General features: G+C 59.5%; 16 protein-coding genes and 1 tRNA gene. 12 read left to right on the top strand and 5 right to left on the bottom strand.

The features are described 5' to 3' along the window. Positions 1-143: 143 nt before the first annotated feature. The 5 genes from pobA to M2360_RS25420 all read left to right on the top strand — a co-directional run bounded on the left by pobA (position 144) and on the right by M2360_RS25420 (position 2858). Positions 144-1313, top strand: coding sequence for a 4-hydroxybenzoate 3-monooxygenase (gene pobA, locus M2360_RS25400; RefSeq protein WP_280778184.1), 1170 nt, complete (start codon positions 144-146; stop codon positions 1311-1313). Between the two features lie 193 nt (positions 1314-1506). Then, positions 1507-1908: a DUF2325 domain-containing protein gene (locus tag M2360_RS25405; protein ID WP_280778185.1), complete on the top strand. Its 402-nt coding sequence runs from the start codon at positions 1507-1509 to the stop codon at positions 1906-1908. Positions 1909-1928: 20 nt separating this feature from the next. Continuing rightward, the gene (locus tag M2360_RS25410; protein WP_280778186.1) at positions 1929-2156 is read left to right on the top strand and encodes a hypothetical protein; all 228 of its coding nucleotides are present in this window, start codon (positions 1929-1931) and stop codon (positions 2154-2156) included. Position 2157: 1 nt separating this feature from the next. Continuing rightward, on the top strand, positions 2158-2478 hold the full coding sequence (locus tag M2360_RS25415; RefSeq protein ID WP_280778187.1) for an antibiotic biosynthesis monooxygenase: 321 nt from the start codon (positions 2158-2160) through the stop codon (positions 2476-2478). Beyond that, positions 2478-2858 (top strand): VOC family protein, encoded by a 381-nt coding sequence (locus M2360_RS25420; RefSeq protein ID WP_280778188.1) that lies wholly within the window; start codon positions 2478-2480, stop codon positions 2856-2858. Before M2360_RS25415 ends, M2360_RS25420 begins: the two co-directional genes overlap by 1 nt. Here the strand turns inward: M2360_RS25420 and M2360_RS25425 are convergent. From M2360_RS25425 to M2360_RS25440, 4 genes are all read right to left on the bottom strand, one after another. Further along, positions 2855-4123 (bottom strand): sigma-70 family RNA polymerase sigma factor, encoded by a 1269-nt coding sequence (locus M2360_RS25425; protein WP_280778189.1) that lies wholly within the window; start codon positions 4121-4123, stop codon positions 2855-2857. The genes M2360_RS25420 and M2360_RS25425 overlap by 4 nt on opposite strands. A gap of 3 nt (positions 4124-4126) precedes the next feature. Further along, positions 4127-4549: a YciI family protein gene (locus tag M2360_RS25430; protein ID WP_280778190.1), complete on the bottom strand. Its 423-nt coding sequence runs from the start codon at positions 4547-4549 to the stop codon at positions 4127-4129. Between the two features lie 97 nt (positions 4550-4646). Then, a complete protein-coding gene (locus M2360_RS25435; RefSeq protein WP_280778191.1) occupies positions 4647-5012 on the bottom strand; it encodes a DUF423 domain-containing protein in 366 nt (121 codons plus the stop codon). Continuing rightward, a complete protein-coding gene (locus tag M2360_RS25440) occupies positions 5009-5416 on the bottom strand; it encodes a group II truncated hemoglobin (RefSeq protein ID WP_280778192.1) in 408 nt (135 codons plus the stop codon). The genes M2360_RS25435 and M2360_RS25440 overlap by 4 nt, the downstream gene beginning before the upstream one ends. A gap of 217 nt (positions 5417-5633) precedes the next feature. Here M2360_RS25440 and M2360_RS25445 point away from each other — a divergent pair, with 217 nt between their 5' ends. From M2360_RS25445 to M2360_RS25475, 7 genes are all read left to right on the top strand, one after another. Beyond that, positions 5634-6422 carry a ThuA domain-containing protein gene (locus M2360_RS25445; protein WP_280778193.1) on the top strand — a complete coding sequence of 263 codons (789 nt, stop codon included), beginning with the start codon at positions 5634-5636 and terminating at the stop codon, positions 6420-6422. Positions 6423-6440: 18 nt separating this feature from the next. Continuing rightward, complete coding sequence (locus tag M2360_RS25450) at positions 6441-7487, top strand: Gfo/Idh/MocA family oxidoreductase (RefSeq protein ID WP_280778194.1); 1047 nt, start codon at positions 6441-6443, stop codon at positions 7485-7487. A gap of 142 nt (positions 7488-7629) precedes the next feature. Continuing rightward, positions 7630-7706: transfer RNA gene (locus M2360_RS25455), tRNA-Arg, on the top strand. Positions 7707-7909: 203 nt separating this feature from the next. Then, entirely contained in the window at positions 7910-9328 is a 1419-nt protein-coding gene (locus M2360_RS25460) for a site-specific integrase (protein ID WP_280778195.1), read from the top strand. Positions 9329-9704: 376 nt separating this feature from the next. Continuing rightward, positions 9705-10007 carry a hypothetical protein gene (locus M2360_RS25465; RefSeq protein WP_280778196.1) on the top strand — a complete coding sequence of 101 codons (303 nt, stop codon included), beginning with the start codon at positions 9705-9707 and terminating at the stop codon, positions 10005-10007. Continuing rightward, positions 10004-11293, top strand: coding sequence for a hypothetical protein (locus M2360_RS25470; protein ID WP_280778197.1), 1290 nt, complete (start codon positions 10004-10006; stop codon positions 11291-11293). The genes M2360_RS25465 and M2360_RS25470 overlap by 4 nt, the downstream gene beginning before the upstream one ends. Before the next feature lie 309 nt (positions 11294-11602). Further along, positions 11603-12049, top strand: coding sequence for a DUF6641 family protein (locus M2360_RS25475; protein WP_280778198.1), 447 nt, complete (start codon positions 11603-11605; stop codon positions 12047-12049). 142 nt (positions 12050-12191) lie between these two features. Here M2360_RS25475 and M2360_RS25480 read toward each other — a convergent pair whose 3' ends face one another. Beyond that, positions 12192-13142, bottom strand: coding sequence for an MYG1 family protein (locus M2360_RS25480; protein ID WP_280778199.1), 951 nt, complete (start codon positions 13140-13142; stop codon positions 12192-12194). Positions 13143-13243 lie beyond the last annotated feature (101 nt).

Here is a 13243-nt window from a genome sequence, read left to right on the forward strand (position 1 = left end):
ACCCGAGCCTCTCCTCCAAGCTCATGTTCGGAATGTGCAATTCCATGCGTGGAAACTGCATTCAAAGAGTGTGACCGCCCATTTATCATTTTGCAAGAGAGAAGGGCGGTCATTCGCTAAAATTGTCAGCATGGGAGGAAAAAATGCGCACACAGGTTGCGATTATCGGCTCGGGTCCGTCCGGACTTCTATTGAGCGCGCTGCTGGACCAGATCGGCGTCGACACCGTGGTGATCGACCGGGTGGATCGAGATTACATTCTCGGCCGCATTCGCGCCGGCGTTCTGGAAAGCGGCATGACGGCGCTGCTCGACCAGGCCGGCGTTGGCGACCGCATGCATCGCGAGGGCCTCGTGCATGACGGTTTCGAGCTTTCCTTCGGAGGCCGGTTGTGCCGGATCGACCTGAAGGCGCTAACCGGCAGGAACGTCATGGTCTATGGCCAGACGGAACTCACCCGCGACCTGATGGACGACCGCGAGGCGCGCGGCGGCAAGACCATCTACAACGCCAAGAATGTCACGCCGCATGATTTCGACGGGGTCAAGCCCTATGTGACCTTTGAGCTCGATGGCGTTGAACACCGCCTCGATTGCGATTTCATCGCGGGCTGCGACGGGTATCACGGCGCTTCCCGCGCTGCCGTCGAGGGCAAGGGACTCCGGCACTACGAGAAGATCTACCCGTTCGGCTGGCTCGGCGTACTGGCCGATGTGCCGCCGGCGCATGACGAACTGATCTATGCCAATCACACGCGCGGCTTCGCGCTCTGCTCGCAGCGCTCCAAGATCCGTAGTCGCTATTACGTCCAGGTTCCGCTCGACGACAAGGTCGAGGCCTGGTCCGACGACGCCTTCTGGGACGAATTGCGCCGGCGCTTGCCGGAGGATGTGGCCGACAAGGTCATCACGGGCCCCTCGATCGAGAAGTCGATTGCGCCGCTTCGCTCCTATGTTGCCGAACCCTTGCGTTTCGGCCGCATGTTCCTGGTCGGAGACGCCGGCCATATCGTGCCGCCGACGGGCGCGAAGGGGCTCAATCTTGCGGCGTCCGACGTGCATTACCTGTTCGAGGGTCTGCGCGACTTTTACGCCGATGGCGCGATGTCGGGCGTCGACGCCTATTCGGGCCGGGCGCTCGCGCGAATCTGGAAGGCGGAACGGTTCTCCTGGCTCATGACCACGCTTCTGCATCGCTTCCCGACCTCGGGCGAGTTCGACCTGCGCATCCAGGAGGCGGAACTCGATTACATCGCCACATCGGAAACGGCGCGCCGGTCCATTGCCGAAAACTATATCGGCCTGCCTTACTAATCCCTTTGCCGCGTGTCTCCCAAGCGCTGCGACCCCGGCCGTGAATGGCCGGGGTTTTTTGTATGTTGGCCAAGCCACAACGGGATCGGATTTAACATGACAAAAATCATCATGTTTAATCTTTACTTTGAAACTCATGTTATGTATCCCTTGCGTCGAAGCGGCGGTCGCCGCGCGATGTCGAGAGGGATCCATGGCGAAGAAGAATGGCAAGGCGAAGGGCGGTCAGGCGTCGGCTCGCGAGCGCGTTGAGGCCGGCGGCGAGAGCAACACCGGGCTGAAAGGCCGCTCCATTCTCTATGTCGGCGGACGTGATTGCCAGGTCGCCCATCTTCGCCAGATCGCCGAGAATTTCGGCGCCGAGCTTATTCATCACGATGGCGGCCTGCGCGAGGCCGTGTCCCGCATCGACACCGTGCTGCCGTCGGTCGAATGCGTCTTCTGCCCGATCGACTGTATCAGCCACGACGCCTGCTTGCGCGTGAAGACCGGCTGCAAGAAGACCGGCACGTCCTTCGTGCCGCTTCGAAACGGCTCCAAGTCGAGTTTCGAACGCGCGTTGCAGGAAATTCATGAAAGGACGGCGCGGGGGTGAATGACAGAGATCCATTCTTGATGATCGGGTTGCACAAGCTGGCGGCCGAACGCGGCGACGGCTTCGCCCCGGAACTGCTCAGCCTGCTGCTCGAGCGTGGTCGCCGCGACCTTTTGGCCGCCCGGCCAGATCGGCTTGATGCCGACCTAGATTCGGCGCACCATCACGCCGAGAGCGCGGCCTGCATAAATGGCAACGACAATGTCGTGCCGTTTCCCGGCCGTCAGAAATGCAATCCAGGGAGATGACATGTCCGGCTTTATCGCGATGAACCGCTTCAAGGTGGCCCTCGGCAAGGAAGGCGAATTCGAAGACGTCTGGAAAAACCGCGATTCGAGCCTGGATGCCGTTCCCGGTTTCGTCGAATTTCGCCTGTTGCGCGGCAAGAGCTTTGCCGAGGATGGCTATACGCTGTTTTCGTCGCATACGCTCTGGGCGTCCGAAGAGGATTTCCTCGGTTGGACCAAGTCCGAGAATTTTCGCCAGGCGCATAAAAACGCCGGCGGCCACCGCGATCTCTATGTCGGTCCGCCACAATTCGAAGGCTTCAGCGTGGTTGAGGGCGCCTGATGCCCGAGGTAATCGAGGACGCCGACGTCATCGACGTTCTGCCGGTCCTGCCGTCGCTGTCGATTGCCGAAAGCCGCGGTTTTTACCGCGATAAGCTCGGCTTCGATGAGATCGTCCATGAGGCGGACGACTATTTGATCGTCCGGCGCGTATTCGCCGGACGGCGGATGGAGCTGCATTTCTGGCTTACCGATGACCCGCGCCTGCCGGAAAACAGTTCCGTCTATTTGCGTGGCGGCGGTATAGACCGGCTGCATGCCGAGTTTTCGACCCGCGCCTTGCCGGATCTGTCGCCGCTCGAAATCCGACCCTGGGGCATGCAGGAATTTTACGTGCGCGATCCGCATGGCAATCTCCTGCGTTTTGGGCGGGTGGTTTAGGACGTCCCTGCCTGTTTCCGGCATTGCGCCTGCCGCGCTGCGAGAAAATCGCGCTCGCGGTTGTTGCTTGCCAGCCGCCCGGCGATTTCGAAGGCGCGCTCGGCCTCGCGCCAGCGCTCCAGGTGAAACAGCGCGTCGCCGCGCGCGGCATGCAGCGGGGCATAGGCTTCGAGGTCTTTCAGGCCGTCCATGCCGTCGATGAGTTCAAGCGCGACGGCCGGCCCGCGCGCCATTCCGGCTGAGATGGCGTGGTTGAGCGCCACGACCGGCGAGGGATTGAACGCCAACAGCGCAGCATAGGTCGTTTCGATCTTCGGCCAGTCCGTGTCTTCCCAACGCCGCGCGCGGGCATGGCAGGCGGCGATCTCGGCCTGCAGCCGGTAGAAGCCCGGCTTGGACGCAAGAGCCTGGGCTCGTTCGAGCGACGTCAGCCCCTGGTGGATCAAGAGCCGATCCCAGCGACTGCGATCCTGCTCGGGCAGAGCGACCAGATTGCCGTCTGCATCGACGCGTGCTGCGAAGCGCGAGGCTTGCAGATCCATCAGCGCCAACAGTGACAGCGCCTCCACGTCGTTCGGGAGACGGGCGGCGAGCATGCGGCCGAGCCTTCGCGCCTCGCCGGCGAGATCGGCGCGTAGCACCGCATTGCCGCCGGTCGGCGCATAGCCCTCGTTGAAGATCAGATAGACCACCTCAAGCACCGAGCCCAGTCGCCTTTCGAGCTCCGCGCCGCGCGGGATCTCATAGTCGGCGCCGGATCGGGAAAGCGCCGCCTTGGCCCTGACGATGCGTTGCGCCATGGTCGGTTCCGCGACGAGAAAGGCGCGGGCGATTTCCGCACTGGTCAATCCACAGACCAGTTTCAGCGTCAGCGCCGCCCGGGCGTCGGGGGTGAGCGCCGGATGGCAGGCGGTGAAGATCAGCGACAACACCTCGTCGCCGACATCATCGTCGATCGAAGCCTCCAACGCCGCAATCGCCGCCCCGCCGTCATCCTCGGCCCCTGCCAGTTTCAGATGTTTTTTCTCCGCCATTTTGACATGGCGGAGATGATCGATCGCCCGGCGCTTGGCCGTCGCCATGAGCCAGGCCTGCGGCGAGGCCGGCGGGCCGCGCTTTGGCCAGTCGATCAGCGCCTGGGTCATCGCATCCTGGGCGATGTCCTCGGCAAGCGACGCGTCGCGTAGCATCCGGGCGAGCGTCGCGATCAATCGCGGACGCTCGATGCGGAACACGGTGTCGATCAGGCGAGGGATGTCCTGCACGGATCAGCCTTTCTGAGAGGCCTCCTGCAGCCGGTCATGCAGGGCTGCTGTTTCTGCCGACATAGCCTCAGCGAAATCCGCCATTTCATAGAGCGGGCGGATTTCGATCTCGCTCGGGCCCAACATCGGGTTCGGGCAACGTTTCACCCATTCCACCGCCTCATCGAGATCGCGGACTTCCCACAGCCAATAGCCGGCAACCAGTTCGCGGGTTTCGGCGAAGGGGCCGTCGATCACCCGACGGTCCGCCCCGTCGAAGGCGATGCGTTTGCCTGCTTTCGACGGCTTCAGCCCGTCGCCGGTCAACATCACCCCGGCCTGGATGAGTTCTTCGTTGAACTTGCCCATGGCCTGCATCAATTCATCGGACGGCAGAATGCCGTTTTCGCTGTCTTCGGTGGCTTTCACCAGCACCATCACGCGCATCGTCTCTCTCCTCTGATCCGGAAGGTCCACGCCTTCCACTCCCCAGACGAGCGACTATGGCGATATTCGACAGGCCGCGAAACTTTTTTTGAAGATCTTACTGACCGCGGGCGGGGGCGAAAGCGCCGGCCGCCACCGCGATCCAGCCCAGGATCATCATCATCCCGCCTGTGGGCGCCGACATCGGGAAGAGGCCATGCCCCATCCTAGTGCGAAACAGGAGATCACCCGCAAACAACAGGCAACCCAGGCCGATGAGCAGGCTGGCGACAAAGGCGGTGCGGATGCGCTGATAGCCGAGATAGAGGCCGAGAAGCGCCGGCGCCTGCGCCATGCAGGCTGTGGCGGCCGCGCCGATCAACCGGGGATCGCCGCCATGGGCGGCCATGGCCGACAGCGCCACGCCGGTCGCGCCGAGGCTGCCTGCCAAAAACAGCACGATGCGGGGATAGATCTCTTTCATGCCGGGCCTCCCGCCTCGTCTCGGTTCTGCATATGGAAGGCCAGCCGTTCGATCGGCGCCCAGATGATCTCGCGCAGCTTGGGATGGCTGATGGTGTCCTCCATCGCCTGCTTGAAGCACAGCATCCATTCGTCGCGTTCGGCCGGGCCGATCGGCGCGACGAAATGCCGGGCGCGCAGGCGGGGATGGCCGTATTTGTCGGTGTAGAGCGGCGGGCCGCCGAGATAGCCGGTCAGATATTCGTAAAGCTTCTCTTCGGCGCGGGAGAGATCCGGCGCATGGATCGCCCGGCAGCGCGCCGCCTCAGGCAGCGTGTCCATGAGGTCATAGAACCTGCGGGTCAGCGCTCTTATGGTCGCATCGCCGCCGATGGCTTCGTAAAGGGTGATTGTCTCTTCGCTCATGAGGCTTCTTTGAGCCTGATGGCGCGAGGCGTCAATGCGGCAAATCAATCCTGTTTCCGGGGCGTAGCAGACCTTCAAAAATAATTTGCGCCGGAGACAGGAATTTGAAGGCGAGGGGCCTTGCAAGCCTGAAAGCGACTGCGTAACGTCAGGAAAAATTGAAAGCGGTTTCAATTCCTGCCGTCATTCCCGATCAGCCGTTCCAATGGAGGAAACCATGGCCGTCCGCACCATCGTCTGGGGCGAAAACATTCATGAGCAGACCAATGAGGTCGTGCGCTCGATCTATCCCGAAGGCATGCACAACACGATCGCCAAGGCGCTGAACGTCGATCCCGCGATTTCCGCGACGACCGCGACCCTTCAGGAGCCCGAGCACGGCCTCAGCCAGGCCCGTCTCGACGAGACCGACGTGCTGGTCTGGTGGGGCCACAAGGACCATGGCGCGGTGGCCGACGAGATCGTCGAGCGCGTGGCGCATCGGGTCTGGGAAGGCATGGGCCTGATCGTGCTGCATTCAGGCCATTTCTCGAAGATTTTCAAGCGGCTGATGGGCACGCCCTGCGCGCTGAAATGGCGCGAGGCCGGCGAGCGCGAGCGCGTCTGGAACGTCAATCCCGGCCATCCGATCACCGAGGGCATCGGCGAACATTTCGTCATCGAAAACGAGGAAATGTATGGCGAGCACTTCTCGGTGCCCGAGCCGCTCGAAACCGTGTTCGTGTCCTGGTTCCAGGGCGGTGAAGTGTTCCGCTCCGGCCTGACCTGGCGGCGCGGCCTGGGCAACATCTTCTATTTCCGCCCGGGACACGAGACCTATCCGACCTATCACCAGGCCGAAGTGCAACAGGTGATCCGCAATGCGGTGAAATGGGCGAAGCCAACCCGGACAACGCCCTACAAGGCCATCCATGACGCGCCGAACGTGCCGGTGGGCCAGACGCTGGAGCCGGTCGAGGAACGTGGGCCTACTCTGCACCAGGCCGGCGAAGCCGGTTATCGCTGAGATCAGGGGATCGTTTCAATGCGACTTTTGATTCTCGGCACCGGCGGCATGGCGAAGAACCACGCCATGTCTTTCAAAGCGATCGACGGCGTCGAGGTGACGGCGGCGGTGGATGTGGACGCCGCCCGCGTGGAAGCTTTCGCGCTGACTCATGGCATTGCCAACACCTTCACCTCGCTCGAAGACGCCATCGCCTGGGGCGAATTCGACGCGGTGGCCAATGTCACCCCCGACCGCGCTCATCACCCCACCACCATGCGGCTGATTAAGGCGGGCAAGCACCAGTTCTGCGAAAAACCGCTGGCGGAAAACTATGATCTCGCCATGGAGATGACCGAGGCGGCCGAAAAGGCCGGTCTCATCAACATGGTCAATCTCAGCTACCGCAATGTCGCGGCGCTGCAGACGGCGCGGGCCATGGTGCGATCAGGCGAGATCGGCTTCGTCAAACATGTCGAAGCCTCTTATCTGCAGAGTTGGCTGATCTCGAAAGCCTGGGGCGACTGGCGCACTGAAAGCCAGTGGCTGTGGCGGCTCTCCACCGCGCATGGCTCCAACGGCGTGCTCGGCGATATCGGCATCCATATCCTCGATTTCGCCTCCTACGGCTCCGGTCTCGACATCGCCCATATCTTCGGCCGGCTCAAAACCTTCGACAAGGCCGAAGGCGGCAAGATGGGCGACTATGTGCTCGACGCCAATGACAGCTTCACCATGTCGGTGGATTTCTCCAACGGCGCGCTGGGCGTCATCCACGCCACCCGCTGGGCGGCCGGCCATTACAACGATCTCAAGCTGCGCATCTATGGCGACAAGGGCGGCATCGAGATCGACCACAAGCTGACCGGCACCAAGATGCGGGCCTGCTATGGCGACAATGCCGAAACCGCCGAATGGATCGACATCGAGCCCGAGGCGACGCCCACCAACTATCAGCGCTTTGCGGACGCGGTGAAGACGGGCGTCAACGGCGAACCCGACTTCCGCCACGCCGCCAGCCTGCAAAAAGCGCTGGACCTCGCCTTCATCACCGAAAAGGAGCGCGCCGAACAGGCGCTCCTCTGACCCGATCCTCCCGGGGCCGCCCGCCGGCCCCGGCTTCCCCCACGCCCATTCTATGCCGACAATCCGCATTTTCACCATTGAAGACCGGGCGGGACTGGGCTAAGACGAGTTCCATCGGACGCGGAGATTCTCCGCAAGGCATGCACCCGTAGCTCAGCTGGATAGAGTGTTGGATTCCGATTCCAAAGGTCACAGGTTCGAATCCTGTCGGGTGCGCCAGCCTACTAAGTGATTTCATTGACATATCAGTCTTTTCTTGTTTTCTCTAGCGCAGAAAATAAGCTAGCTCAGTCCTAGCCCAGTCGCGTTTGCGCTTGGGAATTTCTCAATGTTTTCAGTGTAGCGTGTGAGGGCTGGGATGCGCATCTAGCGCAGTTCCAGCGCAGTTGCGGACCATAGCAACTCGAAGGATGCCCCACGTTATGCTGCATGATCCGAACCCGACGAGGAAAACGCCGTTCACTCTTTTCCAGCGGGAGGGAACGCAAAACTGGTCGATGCGATATTCGCTCGGCGGCAAGCAATACAAAAAGACGCTCGGCACAGCCGATGAGCAAGAAGCATTGCAGCGGGCCTATGAGATCTGGCACGAGCAAAGCTTTCGCGCGAAGCAGGGGCTGTCGCTGGATAGCCATGCCTTCTCATCGGTTGCCGAAGAGTTCATCGAAAAGATCATTGCCGAAGCCGAGCGCGACGAGCGCAGCAAGTACCATCCGATTTATTGGCCGCCGATCATTCGCCGTTTTCCGGTTGGATATTTCGGCGAGCGCGGCATCGAGACGATCACGACTGCTGATATCGAGCGCTATATCGAATGGCGCAAGACGTATTGGACGACAGGCCCTGGCATCGAAATTCAGAAAATCCGCGTCGAACGAGAGGATGGACGTGTTTTCGTTCGGCCCGCGCCCCGCAAAGTCGCGGCTCTCTCGACGATGAAAGGCGAGATGGTCATTATCCGCGAGATATTCGATCGCGCGGCAAAATGGGGCTATTGCAAGCCAATCGTGGTTCCCGCCGTCAAAACGCGGAAAAAGCCCGACACACGCCGCCCAGGGTTTTCGCCTGAGGAATATGAAAAGCTTCTGCAAAAGAGCCTTGAACGGATCAGCGAGCCGCAGCAATCGGTCAAGCTGGTCAAGGCGAAGGATGGGCGTATCTGGTCACAAAGCACCCTGACTGACCGTGTCCGCTCTGACCGCATCCGTCTTCATGCCTATGTCGAACTCATGGCCAATACCGGCCTGCGTCCGACTGAAGCGAAAAACCTCATCTGGCGTGACATCCTGCGATACCGGGAAACACGAAAGTTGCCGCAATATCAACAAGACGCCCGCCTTCAGGTTCACGGCAAGGGCAAGCATGGGAATGCCGTGCCGTTGCATGGCGCGATCCAAGCGCTTCACATGCTCTGGATTGTTTTTGAAGGTGAAGTTGGACGCGAACCCCAGGATGAAGATCCAGTCTTTGCCGATGCCAAGGGCAAGGCAATCCTGTCGTTCTCGCGTGGGCTGAATTCTCTGCTGAAGTCGGCCGGTTTGGAGCGCGACAACAGGGGTGCAAAACGGACGGCCTATTCCCTTCGGCATTATTACATTTCGATGATGTTGGCGCAGAATGTGTCAGTCCACCATATCGCCCGAAACACCCGGACATCGATCGCGATGATCGATAAGCATTATGCGCAGGTGAATACCGAGCAGATCCGGGATTATCTGCGGCCCGGCGAGGAGGAGCTACGGAAGGAGCCTGTCCTGCTGGATAGTGCGACATTCGACGAGATTCGCCAACTCGAGAAATGGTTGGCCGAATTGAGGGCCGGGAAATCCATGTCGCAATAGGGATCGATCTCGCCGTGACTTTCGTCACGTTGAAGCATCGGCGGTTGAGGCCGATTTGGCGCCGCGAGTGGACTGTCCGGTTTTAGAGAGCGTTGGGCGGTAAGCTGCTCTTCAACAAATTTCTCATCGAGCAAAATTTTTCCGGTCAAGCTACAGCCCTGCTTCATCGTTCAACTGGGCCAAAGCTCAACGCAGGAGCAAGCTACCGGTTCGAAACTGCTATGGTGAGCCACGCCTTATCGAGCCCGGCGATAGGCTGAGTATTTAACTTGTGAATGCTGCTAATTGGAGACATGATCGACGTTACGCTGTTGAAATGAGGCCTTTTATCTCTTCAACATCGCGTGATTATTCTGCAGTGATGAGGGAGAGGAAAGTGCTCAAGGAGTCCAGTGCCGAAATTGCAATCGAAACGGATGATGTGGAGCTGGTATTGGCGCTGCAACAGGTGGCGGCCGATGGGAATACGTTGACGACCAAGCGCGAAGGGCTCGACGGGGCGACACTCTCAACGGTGCTGCTCACACTTACGCCTATCCTCATTGTGCAGATAGTCGGCCTTCTGAAGACGCGCGAGGCAGCGAAAAGGCATGTCAGAGTGATCTACAAGGGAGTCACGATCCAAGGCGTCAGCGAAGAGACCTTGAAGAAGATTTTGGAGTCTCAGCAGTTGAAATGACACACACGGGGCTCATTGATCGATATATCCGGCAAACCAAGCTCAACTGTGAAGAGCGGGTCGCTGAGCCGTTTTATGCGGCGCTCAAAGGCACCGTGTTCGATATGTTTGTCTCCCATTTCCACCTGAAGGCCGGATTTCGCGTCGTGTATTCGCCGTCGCGTCGTGCTGAGCGCATAATCGTCGGAGACGAAACTTGGCTGGTCTACGATCAGTATCTTGGGCAGACATTCAGTACCCTAAATCGTATTTTGTTTGAAACAGAGGGCGAGAAACCGGCGATTGTGTATTTCCACAAATACATAGCAGAGCGGACTCTAGAATACGGTTGCCCAAAGCTTGGTGTACATTTTGCCAATTTCTTTCACTATGAGCGGCAGGCGACCCGCGGCTCGGGAGAGCCCAACCCTTCACGCGGTGCCTATACAATCACGCAGGAACGATTTGCCATCTTTCATGAACTCGGACACGAGCTTCAGAATTCAAGCAATGATCTCGTTGGTGTGTTCACCTCGCTCGTTTCTGACACCATAGAAAATCGACGCGACAGGTTCACCTCGACTACCTTGGAAACAATGACCGAGGACTTCAGGAAAGGTAGTCCCGCTGCATACCACGACAAAGACTTGGAGACATTTCTTGCAGAATTGGCGGAGTTTCATTCTAGTCAGCACGGCCAGATGGAACGCCGCAGCTACCTGCGAGCACTCGATAATAGCGAGACCGCTAGCGAGCTGTTTTGCGATTTCTTGGCTGCCGAATTTGCGCTGCTGTCACTTGATGGATCTGCGGAGGAGATCGTATCGGCTATTCGAGCGCTCTACATCGGCTCATATCATCTTAAGATGCTCACCTATGTCGACTGGCATCTAGAGCACATTCTGCTGCGCGAGACGCCCGCCACAATCAAATTGGCTCAGGATTTCGATCGCATACAGGCGATACAAGTTCGCAATCATTGTTTCAAGTCGCACCTCCTCTTCATCTATGGCGCGCGGCTGCGCAGTGCTGGGGCGGCCGATGTTGACGGTCTTATATCGACTCTCAACGAAAGGCTGATGCTGGACCAGAAGCACTACTATGAAAGGATTTTTGACCCCGTAGGAAAACTGATCAGTTTTGTCTCAGAAGTTGACCGTCTCAACGAACTTGCTGCGGAAGCTTTGGCGCCCTTGGCAACCGTCCACTCGCCGGATGAACTGGACTTGATTGTCAATTTGGCCATTCTGAAGAACACAGGCTGGCCGTTGTCTTTTGCAGAACACTGGTTTCCCGGCCAGAGTTAATCGGTACCTGCTTGGCAATGCGCGGCCTCGACTGCATGCGTCCGCTGTGTTCTCTCCGTTATGGTAGCAGCATTGTCTGCCAGATTTTTTGAAGTTCACCACTACGAGATAGTGGCAGTTTTCGGAAGCGGTCGAGGCATTTGCGAACGACCGAAATGAAGGCGCATAGCTGTCGCTTCCTGGACCGGCGAACGAATGATGCTCAGGCAATCAGGGCGAGCATATCAATCTGGCTAGATTTCAGTCGCTCTTTTTCCAAACGGCTATAAATGGGACGACATCGCAATGATACCGGGAAAGGATCACAGCATGTCTCATCTCAAGGCTCTCAAGTTGACGTCGGCGGCTCCCGTTCGCGCTTCTGCCGATCCGGTTGTACGGGCGCGGGAAAAGATGATTGCCGCGCTTGCCGAACAGCGTCAGATGGCCGAAGCGAAAATCGCGGGTCGGCATTTCGCGCCGACGCATATGGTTCGCCGCAAGAATGCCGAGGGCCAGCGCGTCGAGGTCGAGACGCTGAAGCGTGTTCGCCCGGCCTGGTTCGCGGATGGGTCGGGCAAGGTTTTCTTCGGCCTGCGCTACGCTGGCAAGGCGATCGAATTCGCCAAGGACAAGAACGCGGTTGAGGTCGGTGAACTCGATGCGCTGCCCAGCGTGATCGATACGCTCGTGGAAGCGATCCGCGCCGGCGAGCTTGATGCGCAGCTGACGGCGGCAGCCGTGGCGCGTGGACAGATGCTTCGCAAGGCCGGCTGATCCTGGCTCACTTTTCGACGCTATTCGGAACCCGAGAGATGTATGTCATCTTTCGGGTTTCCTGCATCTCATGCGGCGCCTGTGAGGATGCTGGCCGCCATTGTGTTGGCAGACCCGTTCGCCTCTTCTTCAATGTCGAAGATCACCCAGCCGTGGCCACTTGACCTAAACCAACTGACATAGCCTCACGCACGGCCAGTTCCGCCATGGCGAGTGCCGCCTCGCGCGTCGCAGCGGCGGCGATGAAGCGGCCATTATGGCAAAAACTCGCACCGTCTACGCCGCAGGCGGCCTCCAGATCGCGATTGGTCAGTCCAGCCCAAGCTGCAGGCAGATTTGCGCGCAGCTCAAATCCCTCGTCCGCGCGTCGGATGCCGGTCAGGCACCAATCCTTGTCGCGGGGGTGGACAACAAACAGCAGATGTTCGGCTCCCGCCTTCACGACGGCGGAACGGAAGGGCATGCCCATCGGGAGTTCGAGAATACGGCCTTCGCCCGCATCCTCGATAGCCTTTTTCACCAGCGCCTCGGCCCGTAATTTTGCGGCGCTTTGGGCTATCCTTGCCTCAACGAAACGACGCGCAATGGCGAGGGCGTTTTGGAATGCGCGATCTTCGGCATCCGGGCCCACCTCGTCGAAAACGGGTTTCAAGGTTTCCAGCAGAACCGGTAACGTCAGCCCTGCCAGCGGCCCTGCGATGGAGGGGCTGAGCGCGCCATTGTCCATAAGATCGATCGGCAACACAAAGCTGGCATCGAAAGAGGCGTGCAGGACGTCGATATGCGCTTCAGGAAGGTTTGAAGCGGCAAGATAGTCGCGGCCAAAATGCTTCCAGATCAATCCGAACGAACTGTATGGTTGGCCATCCTCGCGCAGCGGAGCGCCGCGCTGATGGTGATCGAAGATCTGCGCGGCAGCGTCATAGACGCCGCCCACGTCGTAGATGATCCGGTCTGCACCGGGTGTGATCCATTCCGGCGCTCTGCTGCGGATCAGACGAGCCTGCGGGAAAAGCTGGGTCAGGATCACGCTGGACAGCAGTTCGTCGGCATGGAAACCGCCGGAATGGGTAACAAGGAAATTCGGGATCATACGGGTATGCGCCTGTTGTTCGCGGTGATGCCGCTTGCGGTTGGCGCCAGATAGCCTGTGTTCGCTTTCATCTCAAGCCGCCATTCATCCCAGTCATGTTG

This window comes from Rhizobium sp. SG_E_25_P2, from assembly GCF_029892285.1.
Lineage (GTDB): Bacteria > Pseudomonadota > Alphaproteobacteria > Rhizobiales > Rhizobiaceae > Rhizobium_E.